Raw genomic sequence first — 17,014 nt, 5'->3', positions numbered from 1 at the left:
TTATGAGTAAGCCTCCTGCATCTTGTTCGATCGCAATGTTTGTAACCGCTCTTTCAGTTCCGCCAACGACGCATAGACGTAACGCTCTTCGAGTTGTTGTTTCCCGACTCGACGTTTATAGCATGGCGCTTCGGTCAAATCACGTTTCGGCGCTTCTGGATTTACTCCAGGCAGTCCGTCTTCCATTGTAACAAGAAATTCGAGTTCAGAGAATACTTGATGCATAAATTGAATCGTATTTTTTGACCATTTTCGCTCGATTGACAAACGAATCAAGTTTTCTCGCAAGTTTTTCCGTTCGCACGTCGCCATATGGACGTAGTATGTTCGGAAATCTTCCCGTGTCGGCAATTTCTCGAAGAACGACCCACCGCCTTGACCGAACGCACAGTACACACGTTCGACCCCTTCGTGCAAACGCTCAGCTAGCTCAGACTCGTCATCCGGCAAATCGAGCAACACGACGAAACGATTGAGCGGCTCATCCCCTTCATGAAGCGGGAACGTCTCGTCCGTCCCTTGGAACGAGACGAATGAGGTCGCGTCCTTCGGCAAGTCATTCAACTCTTGCCGTGAATTCTTCTTGCCGCGATAATCGAACACTTGGAAATCGTCGACGCGCATGTCTTGAATCATGAGCTGCGGCTTTCGCATCCCGTTCCATTCGTTCACTTGCAGACTGCCCATGAGCGAGACGTGGGACATCTTTGAAATTTCCGAGACGACGTGGCCGAAACCAAAACCGATACCGTCAAGTTCGCGTTTGTCCCCAGCGAGTTGCACTTTCAAATGGGAATTATCACGGCCAATTTGTCGGATGTCACGAAGCCTTGCGTCCGACACGACGACGCGCGGCGATGGATTCCCCATCCCGAACGGGGCAAGTTTACCGATCTCGGCGATCAAGTCGAGCGTCACATCGTTCACGTCGAGTTTCAAATCGACGTTCACTCGGGCGACGAACGTCTCATCCGGAATCGCTTCCGCCTGCTCGTTCAACCGCTTCCGCAGTTCGGCGACGTTTTCTGACAAGAGCGTCATACCGGCCGCAGCCGGGTGTCCACCGAAGTGCGGAAGGATGTCTTCATTTTTCGATAGTTCCTTGAACAAGTCGAAGCCATCGATCGAGCGGCCCGACCCTTTCGCCTTCCCTGTTTTCGGGTCGTGACAGAGCAAGATGACCGGGCGGTAATACGCCTCGACGAGTCGTGACGCGACGATCCCGACGACACCGGGATTCCAACGTTCGCTCGCAACGACGAGGACGCGGTCGTCCGTCATCGATGCCTCGACGAGTTCCGTCGCTTCTTTCGCAATCGTCTTGACGATATCTTGACGTTCTTTATTTTGTTTATCGAGCTGTTGTGCGAGCTCGAGCGCTTCCGCTCCCGTCTCGGCGAGGAGCATCTGCAAAGCAGGCATCGCCGAATCGAGGCGACCGGCCGCATTGATCCGTGGCCCGAACGCGAAACCGACCGATTCCTCGTTCAGCGGAGCATCCGTCAACGCGCACACTTCGCGCAGCGCGAGGATCCCAGGACGTTTTGACTCGTCGAGTGCCTTCAGGCCGAGCTTCGCGAGCAGACGGTTCTCGCCATCGAGCGGCACGAGGTCGGCGATCGTCCCGAGGACGGCCAAGTCGAGCAGCTCTTCCGGCATACGGCCGATCACCGCATGGGCGACCTTCAAGGCGACACCGGCACCGGCCAACTTATCGTACGGGTACGTGGCATCGAGATGCGGGTGGATGATGGCGAACGCATCCGGGAGCGTCTCTTTCGGCTCATGGTGGTCGGTGAGAATCAAATCGACACCGAGTTCTTTTAAGAGCGCCGCCTCTTCAATTCCGGAGATGCCGCAGTCGACGGTGATGATGAGCGTGAACCCTTCATTCGCCGCCCAACTGAACGCCTCTTTATTCGGCCCATACCCTTCCGTGAACCGATTCGGGATATAGCATTCGGCCATGACGCCGATTTCGGTCAAGGCGTGCCACATGACGGCCGAGGCGCTCACCCCGTCGACGTCGTAGTCGCCGTAGATGAGGACCATCTCCCCGTCATCAGCCGCCTGTTTCAAGCGTTTGACGACTTTGTCCATCTGTTCAAACAAGAACGGGTCGTGGAACGACAGCTCGTCCTCGATGTGAAGGAACGCTTTCGCCGCCTCCACATCGTGATGTCCGCGTTCGACGAGGAGCGTCGCGAGTTGCTCCGATATATTCAGTTCGGTTTGGATTCGTTCGATAGCGACCGTATCCGCTTCCGGATACACCCACCGTTTTTTTGCATGATACATGTCCTTCACTCCAATCAACTGTTGATTATATCAGATGGAACCGTGGATGTGCCGTCTTGACATTTAAAAAGGTCCCCCGAGCGAACTCGGGAGACCAAGGAATTATACTTCTGGGGCAGGCTCAGCTTTCTTTTTATTGAGTGTCGTCCGTTTAAGGAGCAACCACAAGTAAGAAGCGATAAAGAGCGATGAATACATCCCCATGAACAAGCCGACGAGAAGGGCGACCGCGAAGCCACGAATCGATTCGGCGCCGAACACGTAGAGCGCAAGTGCCGTCAAGAGGACGGTGATGACCGTGTTGACCGAGCGAACGATCGTCTCTTGGATCGATTGGTTGACGATCGAGCGGTAGACGTCCATCGACTTGATCTTCCGCTCTTTCTCATACGTTTGAATGTTCTCACGGACACGGTCGAACGTGACGATCGTATCGTTGACCGAGTAACCGATGATCGTCAAGATCGCGGCGACGAAGTACAAGTTGACCTCGATGCCGAAAATCGAGAAGGCGACGATCATGAAGAACGCATCGTGGAGCATCGCGACGACGGTCGCGACCGCATATGAGAATTCAAAACGGAACGTGATGTAGAGAATGATCCCGAGCGAGGCGAGCGCGACCGCATAGATCGCGTTGCGGGCGATGTCGCGGCCGACTTCGGCCGAGACGGTGCTAATGTTCGGGTCGCTGCCGAACGTCTCCGTGAAGACGTCTTTGACAGAAGCGACGTCTTGTTGACCGAGCTGTCCGACGAACGTCACGTTCGCGAGCGTCCCGCCGTCAGCGTACTGGACAGACGAGATTGACTCGTCGACACCGGCTTCTCTAAAGGCGGCTTCTAGTTCTTCTTGCGACACTTGAGTCTCGGTCTGGACTTCGACCCGTGTCCCGGATGCGAAGTCGATCCCGAGGTTGAGACCACGGAAGAACAAGATGCCGAGACCGATGATGACGATGGCGCACGAGATGAGGAACATCGTGCGCATATGTTTCACATAGTTCCATTCAGTGAGTTTAAAGTTCACGGATTTCACTCTCCTTCACACCAAACCAGCCTTTGCGCTTGTCGAACAAGCGACTAGCGACGAGAAGGTGCATCAAATAACGTGAGATGAAGACGTTCGAGATGAACGTCATCGCGATTGAGATCATGAGCATGATGGCGAACCCTTTGACCGAGCTCGTCCCGAAGTAGAACAACACCGCGGCCGAGATGAGCGTCGTCAAGTTAGCATCGATGATCGTGCTGAGGGAACGACGGTTACCGGCGCGGAATGCCGACAACACCGATTTCCCGGACCGAAGCTCGTCTTTGATCCGCTCCGCCGTGATGATGTTCGCATCGACCGCCATCCCGACCCCGAGGACGAGGGCAGCGATCCCTGGAAGTGTCAATACGGCGTTGATACCGTTGAAGAACAACATGATCAAGTTGATGTAAAGCACGAGCGTGATGATTGAGACAAGGCCTGGCAAACGATAGAAGAACAACATGAACAAGAAGACTGCGGCAATCCCGATCAAGGAAGCGAAGACCGTCTTGTCGAGCGCGTCTTGACCGAACTGGGCCGAGACCGACGTCGAGTAGATTTCTTCAAGCTTGACCGGAAGGGCACCGGCGTTCAAAATATCGGCAAGGCGCTGTCCGCTCTCGGCATCGATGCCGCCACCGGAGATGATCGCTTTATCCGACAAGATCGGTCCGTTGACCGATGCGTCCGATACGATTTTCGAGTTCTCTTTTTGAATCTCTGTTTCATACGTGTCGCCTTCTTCAAAATCTAACCAGATGACGAGACGGTTTTCCGGTGCCGGACGTTGCGCGATTTGCGACGTCACTTCACCGAACTTGTCGGCTGATTGGAGCGTCAACTCGACGACCGGCTGACCTTGTTGGTTGTAGCTGATCGAGGCCCCGCGTGGTGCGAGGTCTTTCCCGTCGAGGAGGACGTTGTCGTCGATGTCACGGAACGTGAGCTGTGCCGTCGATGACAATACTTCCCGCGCGTCGTTTTGGTTCGATACGCCCGCGAGCTGGACGCGGATGCGGTTGCTGTCCTCGATGCGGATATCAGGTTCCGATACCCCGAGCACGTTGACACGGTTGTTGATGGCGCGAACGGTTGCATTCATCGCCGACTGGTCGATGACGTCGCCGTCCTCGAGCGGCTGCACTTCGTACAGCACTTCGAACCCACCTTTTAAGTCGAGTCCGAGGTTCGTGTTTTTCACGACCCAAGGTGTCGTGAGCACGGCGAGCAAGATCGTGGCGATCATGATGACCGCAAAGATCGCAATATTCCCTTTTTTGTACATACGGCTATTTCCTTTCTAAAACACATGTTCTGTTTGAAAATCTTCTCTCGTTAACATTACAAATATTCTAAACAATTATCAATCGTTTTCCTAAAATTGTAACACCAAACGGTCATTTCCCATGATTGTTTTTGCGTTAGCGACTAAATGTTGCGCAAGGGCAAAACTTGTTGTATGCTGAATTTATCGAAAAATTAAAACTATACACAAAGGAGCTTTAACTTATGGATAGCACAATTCTTTACGCCTTCTTGCTTACCTTATTCGCCGGACTCGCGACCGGCATCGGGAGTATGATCGCGTTCTTCGCCAAACGGACGAACACGGCCTTCTTGTCCGTGTCCCTCGGTTTTTCAGGCGGGGTCATGATTTACGTCTCGTTCGTCGAGATCTTTCCGAAAGCGCTCGAAGAACTGATCGGCGCCCACGGCGAACAGGCCGGGACGATTTATACGGTACTCGCCTTCTTCGGCGGGATGCTGCTCATCGCTCTCATCGACAAGTTCATCCCGTCACCGGAGAACCCGCATGAAGTGAAGTTCGTCGAGACGATGCAAACCGACCCGTCGACGCAAGAGATGGCGACGACGGCGACGGCACAGGCCCCGCTCAACGAAGCGTCTAAAAAACGCCTTCATAAGATGGGACTGTTCATGGCGCTCGCCATCACAATCCATAACTTCCCGGAAGGTTTGGCGACGTTCATCTCGGCTTTAAATGACCCGGCCGTCGGTCTCGCCATCGCGATCGCGATCGCCCTCCATAACATACCGGAAGGGATCGCCGTCTCGGTACCGATCTATTACGCGACCGGTTCCCGGAAAAAGGCACTCAAATACTCATTCTTATCTGGTCTTGCCGAACCGGCAGGCGCCATCGTCGGTTTCTTGATTTTAATGCCGTTTTTGAGCGACACGGTGTTCGGTCTGTTGTTCGCCGCCGTCGGTGGCATCATGGTGTTCATCTCACTCGATGAACTGTTACCGGCCGCCCGTGAATACGGCCGCGCCCACCATGCGGTGTACGGCATGGTCGCCGGGATGATGGTCATGGCGACGAGCCTTGTGCTCTTAATGTGATAGAAACAAGACTATGACAGTTGAGACTATATGAAAGAGGTCGTTGGAACGGATTATCCGTCTCAACGACCTCTTATTTTTTTCCATATTAATTACTCGTCCGAATTTTCCCGTTCAAAACATTCTAGTGCTTCCACATGAGCAATTCCTGCAAGCCTAGAAAGGTTATTAAGATCAAATTCATTATTCTTCATCCAAATTTGGGCTAAAGACTCACCGCAACTTGCTCGTATCATTTCATCTGTATCTTTATCATTGGCAATGGTCAACAGCGCAACTTGTACTGATGGGTCATTCGAAACGAAGCCTAAATCTATTGCAGCGTCGTCTCTTTCGGCATCGCTTGCAGTAACGTCTAACACTATCTCGATTAGATCTTTTGAATTGTCCATCGTTTACCTCGCTCTAAAGTAGTCTGATCATTGATACAAAACAATGAGAGATTGAAGTTTTACACGTCCCCTTCTAGATAAACTTATCATACGATATAAATGACTGATCAAGATAAAAGATTGCAACACCCCGTCTTGAGATGGAGTGTCGCAATCTTTTCGAAAGGATATTTCATCACCTGTTCACTTCGACTTAAGACGTCTTAAACAAATGAACAAGGTCCTTCAGCTCGACCGACATGTGGCTCATCGTCTCGGCGATGCCGTTGATCTCTTGGATGGCGGCGAGTTGCTCTTCCACGTTCGCTCCGGCCTCTTCGACGCTCCGTTGCGTCGATACGGCGTTCGTCGACATATCCTCGACCGAGACGGCAACTTCCGTCGTGTTCGCGCTCACTTCTTCTGTCGCGGCGGCAATCTCGCTCATCTGACGGGACGTCTCTTGAATGACCGAGACGATCTCCTTGAACGCTTCCGCGACTTCTCCCATTTGGGCGACACCGCTCGAGACGTGTCCGCTCGTCACGTCAAACGCCGACTCGACTTGTTTCGTGTCGCGCTGGATGTCGCCGACGACCGCTTGAATCTGTTTGGCCGACTGTTTCGACTCCTCGGCGAGTTTCCGCACCTCGGCCGCGACGACGGCGAACCCTTTTCCGTGCTCTCCCGCCCGTGCCGCTTCGATGGCGGCGTTCAAGGCGAGCAAGTTCGTCTGCTCGGTGATGGCCGTGATCGAGCGGGTGATCTTCTCGATCTCGAGTGACTGGTTCGAGAGCCGCTCGACCATTTGTTGAGTCAAATCGTTGGCCCGTTGAATCTCCTGCATTCTCGCCTCGGCGAGTTGGATCGTCTCGAGTCCCCCGCTCGCCGCTTCGAGCGTGTGGATCGTCTGTTCGTTCACGCCTTGCGATGCGGCCGCAATCTGGTTCAGGCCGATGACGGCTTGATTGGCGCCGGACGTACCTTCCTCAGCTCGTTTGGCCGACACTTGGGCGGCGATGTTCATGTCTTCGAACAGACCGGCCACGCCTTGTGTCGTCGTCGCGACGTGATCGGTGCTCGCATACAGTTCTTCCGAGTACGCCGTCACTTTGTCCGAGGCGGCGCCGACTTGGCGAATCAAGCCGACGAGATTCCGCTTCATATCGTTGAACGCCGTGACGAGGTCCCCGAGTTCGTCGTTCGACTCGACCTCGATGTCTTCTCCCGTCAAGTCGCCTTCCGCGACGACACGTGCCTCATTGACAAGGCGATTGATCGGTTTCAAGAACAGTTTTTGTAAGGCGAGCAACGAGAAGATCCCGATGCCGACCCCGATGACACTAATGATGATCATCCATACGATCGACTGGGCCGCGCTCGTTTGAACGGCATCCGTCTCTGCCGACAATAGCTCGGCTTGATGGGCGACGAGGTCTGTCACCGTCATCCGCACCCGGTCCGTCGTCGGCGTCACGCTCGTGTTGAGCACCGTCTTGAAGCCGATCTCATCTTGTTGTTGCCGGAGCTCGATGGCACGTCCCATCTCGGTATCGAGATGTTGATTGAACTTTTCCAAGTCACCGAGCCAGCTGAGCACCTTCTCGTCTGTCGACGCCGCTTGCAAGCTGTCCATCAACTCATCCCGCTTCTGTTGCGACGCCTCAAGGCTGATGAGCGTCTTCGGGTTCGAGACGAGCAAATAATAGTTCAAATAGCGTTCTGCATCCGTGACGGTGAGCGCCAAATCTTCGGCGATCAACATCTGTTCGAGCCCGTCATTCAAGACGCGGTCGTACTCGGATGTCGTCCGTTGCAACTGATACGAGCCGAGCGCACCGACGAACAAGAGCGCGATGATTGTCGGGACGAGGGCGATTGCCATTTTCCGTCGCATCGAAGCCCGTCCCAATTTTTTGGCTGTTCGAGGCTTCCGTCTCCAGTTCGTCAACTGTCGTACATATCGTTTCACGTCCATGTCCATTCTCCTTCATGTCAAAAGTCTTCTCATTTAGACCTTAATGCAAACGTTTTCACGATGCAATTTGATTTTTGGAAATAAGGTCGATGAATCGACTCATTGACGAAGATTGACAAAAAACAGCCATTTCCGTTATCCTTAAATCGTAATAATTACTGTTTAAGGAGTACGCTATGATTCTTTCATATACACGACTATTAATTATCGGCGGCGGCATCCACGGGACGACGCTCGCCGTATCTTATCTCGAACAAGGTGGCAGCCGCGAAGACTTGCTCATCATCGACGCGAACGACCGACTGCTAGGCAATTGGAAAACACAGACGGCGGAAATCGAGATGACCCATCTGCGCTCGACACGGGTCCATCACGTCTCCTCGAACCCGCACGCGTTGAAACAGTTCGCGACGCGTCACGATTATGGGTCGAACCATTTCAAAGACCGGTTCGGCAGACCCTCGCTCGCCCTGTTCAACGATCATTGTGACCGGACGATTCAGGACTTGGAGCTTGAATCTCGCTTGATCGGTAACGAGGCGGTCCAATCGATTGAACGCACGGAGGAAGGATACGTCGTCACCACGACCAATCACCGCATCATAGCGGAAACCGTTATCGTCTCGACAGGACAATCGAGCACGATGCACCTACCCGAATGGGGTGACTTGCGGACATGTCGCCACGTCTTCGCAAAAGAAGACGTACGGGAACGCGATGTCGTGACGATCGTCGGCGGAGGCATCACGGCGCTCCACTACGTGATCGCCCGCGTGAAACAGGGTCATCACGTCACGCTCGTCACGAAACGCCCGCTCGAAGTGAGCCAGTTCGATGCCGACCGCAGTTTCATGGGCCCAAAAGGGTTGCGCGCGTTTTATGAGCTCGACGACAACTGGCGCGAAAAACGGGCGTTCGTGAAGCGCGAACGAAAACCGGGCACGTCTCCGAACGACCTCGTCTTGAAAGTGAAGCGGTTGATTCGCGACGGGATCATCCATCACGTCATCGGTGAGCCGGTCCGCGACGGTAGCCGGCTCTTCGTCGACGGTGTGTCCGTCCCTTCCGAGGAAGTCGTCTGCTGCACTGGCATCCGGCCAATTGACCCGAATCAGTCGTTTTTACGACCGTTGCTTGAGCAACTTGACCTCCCGCTCACACCGTGCGGCACACCGGTGCTCGACGAGACGCTCGCCTGGACGGATGACTTCTATATGACCGGTCCTTATGCCGATTTGATTCTCGGACCGTTCGCCCGCGCCATTTACGGTGGACAAGAAGCCGCCCGTCGCATCGTGCCACAGCTCTTGAAGGCCAAACAAAAAGTCTGACCGGGTGTCCGGTCAGACTTTTTTTGCTTACTCCGCGAACGAAGCGTTTGCTTTTTTGACGACTTCAGCGATCGCGCTCCGGTTGAAACGGAGGAGCGACTGGTCGCACTTCAACACGACTTGCGTGTCTTCGATTTGGTGGACGACGCCGTGAAGGCCGCCGATTGTTACGACGTGATCCCCACGCTCAAGCGCGTTTTGCATCGATTGAACTTCTTTCTGACGTTTCGTCTGTGGACGGATCAACAAGAAGTAGAATACGACGAAAATAAGGATCATCGGCAATAATGCAATGAGAGTTTCCATGTGTAAATTTCACCCTTTCCTTCAATATCAGGTTCATTATACCGTGAAACTGAAACGTTGTCACACAATGACTGTGGAAGAATTAGAAATTCTTGGCGTTCGGTTTGTTATACCCATATTCTTCGAAAAATTCTTCTTTGAAGTCGCGCAGACGGTCTTCGCGAATCGCTTGACGCACTTGTTCCATCAACTTCACGAGGAAGTGAAGGTTGTGTGTCGAGCAGAGGTGGAGCCCGAACATCTCGTCGGCACGGATCAAGTGGTGGACATACGCGCGCGAGTAGTTCTTACACGTGTAGCAATCACACTTCTCATCGATTGGCCCGAAGTCGGTCTTATGTTTCGCATGCTTGATCGTCACGCGCCCTTTCGACGTCATGAGCGTCCCGTTGCGGGCGATCCGTGTCGGCAAGACGCAGTCGAACATGTCGATTCCGCGAATCGACCCTTCAATCAACGCGTCCGGCGAGCCGACACCCATCAAATAGCGAGGCTTGTCTTCCGGCATGAACGGCGTCGTGAACTCGAGCGCGCGATACATGACGTCTTTCGGTTCCCCGACTGACAGTCCACCGACCGCATAACCCGGGAAGTCGAGTGAGACGAGATCGGCCGCACTTTGACGGCGAAGGTCCTCGTATTCTCCCCCTTGGATGATCCCGAACAACGCCTGGTCCTCTGGGCGCGTGTGTGCCTCGAGGCAACGCTCGGCCCAACGGCTCGTCCGTTCGACCGACTTCTTCATGTACTCATGTGTCGCCGGGAACGGCGGGCACTCGTCGAACGCCATCATAATATCCGAACCGAGCGCGTTTTGAATCTCCATCGCCTTCTCTGGTGAGAGGAACAGCTTGTCCCCGTTCAAATGGTTGCGGAAATGGACACCCTCTTCTTGGATGTTGCGAAGGTCGGCGAGCGAGAACACTTGGAACCCGCCAGAGTCCGTCAAGATGGCGCCGTCCCAGTTCATGAACTTGTGCAGGCCGCCCGCTTGTTTGACGACCTCGTGCCCCGGACGGATCCATAAGTGGTACGTGTTCGATAGGATGATGTTCGCTCCCATCGCTTTCACTTGCTCAGGAGCCATCGTCTTGACGCTCGCCTGTGTGCCAACCGGCATGAAGACAGGTGTCTCGAACGAGCCGTGCGGCGTATGGACGATCCCGTGCCGCGCCCCTGTCTGTTTACATGTGTGGATATGTTCGTATGTGACTGCGTGTTTGGTCATTTGTTCTCTTCCTTCCTCGTGATGAGCATCGCGTCTCCAAAACTGAAGAAGCGGTAACGTTCTTGTACCGCGGTGCGGTACGCGTTCAAGATGATGTCGCGTGACGCGAACGCCGAGACGAGCATGACGAGTGTCGACTTCGGCAGATGGAAGTTTGTGATCAGTCCATCGATTGCCTTCAACTCGACGCCTGGGTAAATAAAGATGTCCGTCCAGCCCGATGACTCGACGAAGTCCCCATGGTCGCGCACGATCGTCTCGAGCGTTCGGGTCGATGTCGTCCCGACGGCGAAGACGCGGCCGCCGTTCGCACGGACGTCGCGGAGCGCCTCAGCCGAAGCGGCCGACAGCTCGAAATATTCGCTGTGCATCGTATGCTCCTCGATCGAATCGGCCGTCACCGGACGGAACGTGCCGAGCCCGACGTGGAGCGTGAGCGGGATGAGCTTGACGCCTTTCTTTTGTGCCGCCTCGAGCAATTCTTCCGTGAAGTGGAGGCCTGCCGTCGGTGCGGCCGCGCTCCCGCGCTCTTTCGCATATACCGTCTGATAACGGTCTTGGTCGTCGAGCTGCTCGCGGATATAAGGCGGGAGCGGCATCGTGCCGAGCTCGTCTAAAATCTCATAGAAGATGCCATCGTAATCGAACTTGAAGCGGCGTCCGCCTTCTGGGAGCTCCTCGACGCACTCGGCGCGGAGAAGTCCGTTACCGAACTCGACGATGGCGCCGACGCGCACTTTCTTCGCCGGCTTGACGAGCGCTTCCCAGACGTCGTCTTCTGTCTGCTTCAAGAGCAACAATTCGACTTTGCCGCCCGTCTCTTGCTTCGCCCCGAACAGTCGGGCCGGGAGCACGCGCGAGTCGTTGACGACGAGGGCGTCGCCTGCATGTAAATAGTCGAGCACGTCGCGGAAATGCCGGTGCTCGATGTCGCCTGTGTCGCGATCGAGGACGAGCAAGCGTGAGCTCGTCCGGTCGAGAAGCGGCACTTGGGCGATCAGTTCTTCTGGTAACTCAAAATCATAGTCGTTCACGTTTAATTGAATGTCTTGCATATCTGTTACTCCTCTTCATAACCAAAATGCGTCTTCGCGTACTGGGTGATCATCCGCCCTCGCGGCGTCCGTTGCAGGAAACCTTGTTGCAGCAAATACGGTTCGTACACGTCTTCGATCGTCTGGGCGTCTTCGCCGATCGTCGCGGCGAGCGTCTCGAGTCCGACCGGTCCGCCGCCGAACCGTTCGACCATCGCCCGTAAGAGCCGGTGGTCGACCTCATCGAGCCCGAGCGCGTCGACGTGCAACCGGTCGAGCGCGTCTGAAGCGAGTACCGGGTCGATTTCTTTCGTCCCCGCCACTTGGGCGAAGTCACGGACACGGCGGAGCAACCGGTTGGCGATCCGCGGCGTGCCGCGCGAACGTTTCGCGATGGCACCGCTCGCTTCCGGAGAAATCGAAAGACGGAACAGTTGCGCCGTCCGGCTGACGATGGCGGCGAGTTCGTGCGTCTCGTAATACTCGAGTTTGAGCGTCACACCGAAACGGTCACGGAGCGGGGCCGAGAGCATTCCGGCCCGCGTCGTCGCGCCGACGAGCGTGAACGGCGGCAAGTCGATGCGGACGCTTCGCGCCATCTCGCCTTGACCGTAGACGATGTCGAGACAATAGTCTTCCATCGCCGGATAGAGAATCTCTTCGATCGTCCGGCTGAGTCGGTGAATCTCGTCGATGAACAACACATCGCCCGGCTCGAGCGTCGACAAAATCGCCGCCAAATCGCCCGGCCGTTCGATGGCAGGGCCAGCCGTCGTCTTGATGCCGACACCCATCTCGTTGGCGATGATTTGGGCGAGCGTCGTCTTCCCTAACCCCGGAGGACCGTACAGGAGGACGTGGTCGAGCGTTTCACGGCGCAGTTTCGCCGCCTGGATGAAGATGGATAAGTTACCTTTCGCTTTCTCTTGTCCGATATATTGCTCGAACTTTTGCGGGCGCAGGCTCCACTCTTCTGAATCTTCATATTGTTGATGGGATTGTGACAACAACCGTTCGTCCATAGCTTCCTCCTTATTTCAACAACAACTGCAAGGCGCGCTTTATGTAAGCGTCTGTCGTCAAGATTTCTGCGCTCAGTTCTTTCCGGACCCGAGCGATCTCACGCTCCGAGTAGCCGAGGGCAACGAGCGCCTCGCACGCCTCGTCGAGTTCGGATGCGCCTTGGGCGAACAAGCCCGTCTGTGGCATGTAGTCCGGGGCGAGCTCGGAAAGCTTCCCTTTCAAGTCGAGCGCCATCTGTTTGGCCGTCTTCTTGCCGACGCCAGGGAACTTCGTCAAATACTTCTCATTCTCGGTCTCGATCGCGTCGATCAAGGCGTCCATGTCGCCCGATGCGACGATGGCGAGCGCCCCTTTCGGCCCGATACCGTTGACGCCGAGCAATTTATTGAACAGCTCACGCTCCCGGCGTGACCGGAAACCGTATAGCGTCTGTTGGTCTTCGCGCACGTAATGGTGCGTAAACACGATTACATGTTCGTCTTGTTCACGATAAAAAAACGGGTTAGGCACATTTACTTTGTAGCCGACGCCCGAAACATCCAACGTTATATATTCCGCGCACACATAGGCGACGGATCCTTTTACGAATTCAATCACGGTTTAATCTCCTCTTCATGGGAAAACTGCATTCATTGTACCATAACCGCCGCCATGAAAAAAGGACAGGCGATTTGCCTGTCCTTACCGTGCGAGCATCCGTTCAAGGGCGCGTGTCGCCCATTTCGTCGTCTCCGAATCGACACGGATGACGTTCACCGGATCCGTCTCAAGCGACTCGAGCGACCAGAGCAGATGTGGCAGGTCAATCCGGTTCATCGTCAGGCACGGGCACATGTACGGGTTGAGCGAGACGATGTCCTGCTCGGGGTGTGACGCCGCGAGTCGGTTGACGAGGTTCATCTCGGTACCGACGGCCCACTTCGTCCCGGGCGCGCTCGCCTCGATTTGGTCGATGATATAAGACGTCGACCCGGCCTCGTCCGCTGCCTGCACGACGTCAAACGTACATTCCGGATGGACGATGACGCGACGCTCCGGGTCATGTTTCCGTAGTCCTTCGATTTGGGCGACGTTGAACTTCTCATGGACCGAGCAATGCCCTTTCCACAAGATGACACGGACGTCCTCGACGTCACCTGAGTAGTCGAGCCGTTCGCGAAGCGGGTCCCAGACGGCCATCGCCTCGAGCGGCACCCCTAAATCGTACGCCGTGTTCCGCCCGAGGTGTTGATCCGGAAGGAAGAGGATCCGCTCCCCTGCTTCGAGCGCCCAGCGGACGATGTCATGCGCGTTCGATGACGTGACGGTCGCACCGCCGTTCTTGCCGACGAACGCTTTGATGGCTGCCGTCGAATTGACGTAAGTGATCGGGATGATGCTGTCGCCAAGCAAGTCCGTCAGTTCTTCCCAGGCGATCTCCGTCTGATCGATATCGGCCATGTCGGCCATCGAACAACCGGCCCGCATGTCCGGTAAGATGACGAGCTGATCGTCGCGCGTCAACATGTCGGCCGTCTCGGCCATGAAATGGACGCCACAGAAGACGATAAACTCGGCCTCGCTCATCTGTTCGGCAAGGCGTGCGAGCTGGAGCGAGTCTCCCGTCGCATCCGCAAACTGGACGACCTCATCTTTTTGATAATGGTGGGCCGGTAAAAATAGACGACGGCCGAGCTTCGCTTTAATTGCCTCGATGCGTGCCTCCATCTCTTCAATCGACAGGTTCGTATATTCGGTTGGCATCGTGCCTAATAGTTGCATGTTTGATTCCTCCTCCTAAATTTAAGCTACAATCGAGCGCCGTCACCGAATGGGTCAGCTGGCCGACCGAGATGACGTCGACGCCGGTGTCGCGATACAAGGCAATCGTCTCGAGTGTGATGCCGCCTGATGCCTCGGTCTTAATATGCGCCGGGACGAGCGTGCGCCAAGCCTTCAGTTCTTCTGGCGTCCGGTTGTCGAACATGATGATGTCGGCGTTCGCCGCAATCGCCTCATGGAGCTGCTCGCGCGTCTCGACCTCGACTTCGATAGGGGTCGTATGGCCGGCAAGCATCCTGGCCCGTTCGACCGCATTCGTGATGCCGCCGAGCGCCGTGATGTGGTTGTCTTTAATCATGACGGCATCGTCGAGCCGGAGCCGGTGGTTTTTCCCGCCTCCCGAACGGACGGCATGCTTCTCGAGCATGCGCAGTCCCGGCGTCGTCTTCCGCGTGTCCGTGACGGCGATCGTCGGGTCGTCGAGCGCCTCGACGCAGCGCCGTGTCATCGTGGCGATGCCGCTCAAGTGTTGGACGAGGTTCAACAGCACCCGTTCCGTCTCGAGGAGCGTCCGTGTCTTGCCCCGCAACGTGAAGAGTTCATCCCCGATCGAGACGTTCGTGCCGTCCGAGAGGCATGACTCGACGACGAGCCGTTGCATCTGGGCCAGCTCCAAGACGACGTCCATACCGCAGAACACCCCGTCCATTTTGGCGGTGACCGTGGCGAATGACGTCTCGCGCTGATCGATCAATCCGCTCGAGATATCGCCGAAGCCGATATCCTCATGTAGAAACACCGTCAGCTGTTCGCGCAAAGCGATCTTGTTCATATGTATCCTCCGTCCTCATCATGGCGCGGGCCAAGAGCCGCGCCGCTTGTAAACTCAACGTCTGTTCACTTAATTGTCTTGTCACGTGTTTCGTCAGTGCCAGTTGTTGGGTATTTTCTAAGAAACTTGCGATTTTGCCTACTTGCGGTGAGATTGTCAACCATTCCCCAATCTGTTGCCGATAGCGGCCGAACAGATCATCCGACACCTCAAATCCGGTCGTCTCGTTCACCGTGAACGGCGTCTCCTCCACCACCATCGCTGCCGCCACCCGTTTTCCGAACACCCAGCATTCAAGTAATGAGTTCGACGCGAGCCGATTTTGTCCATGGACGCCCGTATCGGCGACCTCCCCAACCGCATACAATCCGGCGACCGTCGTTCGCCCGAAGGCGTCGACGTCGACCCCGCCCATATGGAAATGCAGGCCGGGCCGGACCGGAACACGGCGGACGTCGATCCCGTGCGCGACACATGTCGCCATCAGTTTCGGGAACCGTTCCCTGAGCCGTTCGACACGACCCGTATCCAAGTACACCGGTCCGTCATGGTCCGTGAGCGTCCGGGCGACTGCATCCCTCGGGGCGAGGCTGCCGAGCGGGTGCTGTTCCATCACATGACGTCCGGACGCGTCGACGAGTTTGGCTCCCGCCCCGCGCAGCGCTTCCGTCACGAGATGAGGCGAATCGACCGCGAGTAGCGTCGGATGAAACTGGATCCGGGACAAGTTCGTGAGCCTTGCCCCGACCGCTTCCGCCAAGACGAGCCCGTCCCCTGTGACCGAGCGACAGTTCGACGTCCAGTCGATGAGACCGCCGATGCCGCCGGTCGCGAGGACGACGGCCCCGGCTTGAACGTGGAGGCGCGTCTCGCCGTTGAAACCGGTCGCCCCGCTTACGCGGTCACCCGTCTTCGTCAACGTGTCGATGAGGACGTGCTCCATGACGGTCACGTTGTCCGGAAGTTTACGCCGTAGCGTCGCCATCACATGGCGTCCCGTCTCATCGCCACCGACGTGAAAGATCCGATTCAGGCCATGTGCCCCTTCTCGACCGACCGCGTACCCGGACTCATCGCGGTCGAAATGGATGCCGAAACGTTCCATCTCTTGAATCGCCGTCCGTCCTTCCTCGACGAGTGTGTAGACACGATCGGGCACGGCCGCGTATTTCGAGGCGATGAGCGTATCGCGTTCATGGTCGACGCTAGACGGTTCCAAGTAGGAGCTCGCAATCCCACCTTGGGCCAAGTCCGAGTTCGAACTCGTCAGTTCATGCTTGGAGACGAGCAGGACGTTCAACGTACGAGGCAAATGAAGGGCGACCGTCACGGCAGCCAACCCGGCTCCGATAATCAACACATCGACTTTTTCAAACTGTAAAGACATCTGTATATCACCTGTTTTTCATATGTAATGTTGACTTGTAAACTAGTTTCGCATAGTTTTGTGAAG

General features: G+C 55.7%; 13 protein-coding genes and 1 pseudogene. 2 read left to right on the top strand and 12 right to left on the bottom strand.

Annotation, left to right across the window (positions count from 1 at the left end; translation table 11 throughout):
- Positions 1–2,298 (bottom strand): single-stranded-DNA-specific exonuclease RecJ, encoded by a 2,298-nt coding sequence (gene recJ, locus L971_RS01680; protein ID WP_047374013.1) that lies wholly within the window; start codon positions 2,296–2,298, stop codon positions 1–3.
- 102 nt (positions 2,299–2,400) lie between these two features.
- Positions 2,401–4,618 (bottom strand): annotated as a pseudogene (gene secD / locus L971_RS15280) (protein translocase subunit SecD).
- 224 nt (positions 4,619–4,842) lie between these two features.
- On the opposite strand from secD, the gene zupT reads away from it, so the two are divergent.
- Positions 4,843–5,697: a zinc transporter ZupT gene (zupT, locus tag L971_RS01670; protein WP_024369889.1), complete on the top strand. Its 855-nt coding sequence runs from the start codon at positions 4,843–4,845 to the stop codon at positions 5,695–5,697.
- 92 nt (positions 5,698–5,789) lie between these two features.
- On the opposite strand, the gene L971_RS01665 is transcribed toward zupT, so the two are convergent.
- Positions 5,790–6,089: a hypothetical protein gene (locus L971_RS01665; RefSeq protein WP_052200223.1), complete on the bottom strand. Its 300-nt coding sequence runs from the start codon at positions 6,087–6,089 to the stop codon at positions 5,790–5,792.
- A 193-nt stretch (positions 6,090–6,282) separates the two neighbouring features.
- On the bottom strand, positions 6,283–7,965 hold the full coding sequence (locus L971_RS01660) for a methyl-accepting chemotaxis protein (protein WP_231557542.1): 1,683 nt from the start codon (positions 7,963–7,965) through the stop codon (positions 6,283–6,285).
- A gap of 257 nt (positions 7,966–8,222) precedes the next feature.
- Between L971_RS01660 and L971_RS01655 the strand changes: the two genes are divergently transcribed.
- Positions 8,223–9,377, top strand: coding sequence for an FAD/NAD(P)-binding protein (locus L971_RS01655; protein WP_047374011.1), 1,155 nt, complete (start codon positions 8,223–8,225; stop codon positions 9,375–9,377).
- Between the two features lie 27 nt (positions 9,378–9,404).
- Here the strand turns inward: L971_RS01655 and yajC are convergent, their stop codons facing one another.
- From yajC to L971_RS01615, 8 genes are all read right to left on the bottom strand, one after another.
- On the bottom strand, positions 9,405–9,683 hold the full coding sequence (gene yajC, locus L971_RS01650) for a preprotein translocase subunit YajC (RefSeq protein WP_024369885.1): 279 nt from the start codon (positions 9,681–9,683) through the stop codon (positions 9,405–9,407).
- 82 nt (positions 9,684–9,765) lie between these two features.
- The gene (gene tgt / locus L971_RS01645; RefSeq protein WP_047374009.1) at positions 9,766–10,911 is read right to left on the bottom strand and encodes a tRNA guanosine(34) transglycosylase Tgt; all 1,146 of its coding nucleotides are present in this window, start codon (positions 10,909–10,911) and stop codon (positions 9,766–9,768) included.
- Positions 10,908–11,966 (bottom strand): tRNA preQ1(34) S-adenosylmethionine ribosyltransferase-isomerase QueA, encoded by a 1,059-nt coding sequence (queA, locus tag L971_RS01640; protein WP_047374006.1) that lies wholly within the window; start codon positions 11,964–11,966, stop codon positions 10,908–10,910. Before queA ends, tgt begins: the two co-directional genes overlap by 4 nt.
- Positions 11,967–11,971: 5 nt before the next feature.
- Positions 11,972–12,967, bottom strand: a complete 996-nt coding sequence (gene ruvB / locus L971_RS01635; RefSeq protein ID WP_024369882.1) for a Holliday junction branch migration DNA helicase RuvB — start codon at positions 12,965–12,967, stop codon at positions 11,972–11,974.
- Positions 12,968–12,977: 10 nt separating this feature from the next.
- Entirely contained in the window at positions 12,978–13,565 is a 588-nt protein-coding gene (ruvA, locus tag L971_RS01630) for a Holliday junction branch migration protein RuvA (RefSeq protein ID WP_047374004.1), read from the bottom strand.
- Positions 13,566–13,649: 84 nt separating this feature from the next.
- On the bottom strand, positions 13,650–14,729 hold the full coding sequence (gene nadA / locus L971_RS01625; protein WP_024369880.1) for a quinolinate synthase NadA: 1,080 nt from the start codon (positions 14,727–14,729) through the stop codon (positions 13,650–13,652).
- Positions 14,680–15,561 carry a carboxylating nicotinate-nucleotide diphosphorylase gene (gene nadC, locus L971_RS01620; RefSeq protein WP_024369879.1) on the bottom strand — a complete coding sequence of 294 codons (882 nt, stop codon included), beginning with the start codon at positions 15,559–15,561 and terminating at the stop codon, positions 14,680–14,682. The genes nadA and nadC overlap by 50 nt, the downstream gene beginning before the upstream one ends.
- Positions 15,515–16,948 (bottom strand): L-aspartate oxidase, encoded by a 1,434-nt coding sequence (locus L971_RS01615; protein ID WP_047374002.1) that lies wholly within the window; start codon positions 16,946–16,948, stop codon positions 15,515–15,517. Before L971_RS01615 ends, nadC begins: the two co-directional genes overlap by 47 nt.
- Positions 16,949–17,014: the final 66 nt, after the last annotated feature.

The organism is Exiguobacterium sp. ZOR0005, from assembly GCF_000798975.1.
Classification (GTDB): domain Bacteria; phylum Bacillota; class Bacilli; order Exiguobacteriales; family Exiguobacteriaceae; genus Exiguobacterium; species Exiguobacterium aurantiacum.
Note: the sequence above shows the minus strand (reverse complement) of the source record. Positions and strands in the feature narration are given on the sequence as shown.

Bases quoted from the DNA above. Each gene is read 5' to 3' on its own strand.
- tgt (WP_047374009.1), bottom strand. From the start codon at position 10,911: ATGACCAAACACGCAGTCACATACGAACATATCCACACATGTAAACAG.
- L971_RS01665 (WP_052200223.1), bottom strand. From the start codon at position 6,089: ATGGACAATTCAAAAGATCTAATCGAGATAGTGTTAGACGTTACTGCA.
- L971_RS01660 (WP_231557542.1), bottom strand. From the start codon at position 7,965: ATGCGACGGAAAATGGCAATCGCCCTCGTCCCGACAATCATCGCGCTC.
- zupT (WP_024369889.1), top strand. From the start codon at position 4,843: ATGGATAGCACAATTCTTTACGCCTTCTTGCTTACCTTATTCGCCGGA.
- queA (WP_047374006.1), bottom strand. From the start codon at position 11,966: ATGCAAGACATTCAATTAAACGTGAACGACTATGATTTTGAGTTACCA.
- nadC (WP_024369879.1), bottom strand. From the start codon at position 15,561: ATGAACAAGATCGCTTTGCGCGAACAGCTGACGGTGTTTCTACATGAG.
- nadA (WP_024369880.1), bottom strand. From the start codon at position 14,729: ATGCAACTATTAGGCACGATGCCAACCGAATATACGAACCTGTCGATT.
- L971_RS01615 (WP_047374002.1), bottom strand. From the start codon at position 16,948: ATGTCTTTACAGTTTGAAAAAGTCGATGTGTTGATTATCGGAGCCGGG.
- recJ (WP_047374013.1), bottom strand. From the start codon at position 2,298: ATGTATCATGCAAAAAAACGGTGGGTGTATCCGGAAGCGGATACGGTC.
- yajC (WP_024369885.1), bottom strand. From the start codon at position 9,683: ATGGAAACTCTCATTGCATTATTGCCGATGATCCTTATTTTCGTCGTA.
- ruvB (WP_024369882.1), bottom strand. From the start codon at position 12,967: ATGGACGAACGGTTGTTGTCACAATCCCATCAACAATATGAAGATTCA.
- L971_RS01655 (WP_047374011.1), top strand. From the start codon at position 8,223: ATGATTCTTTCATATACACGACTATTAATTATCGGCGGCGGCATCCAC.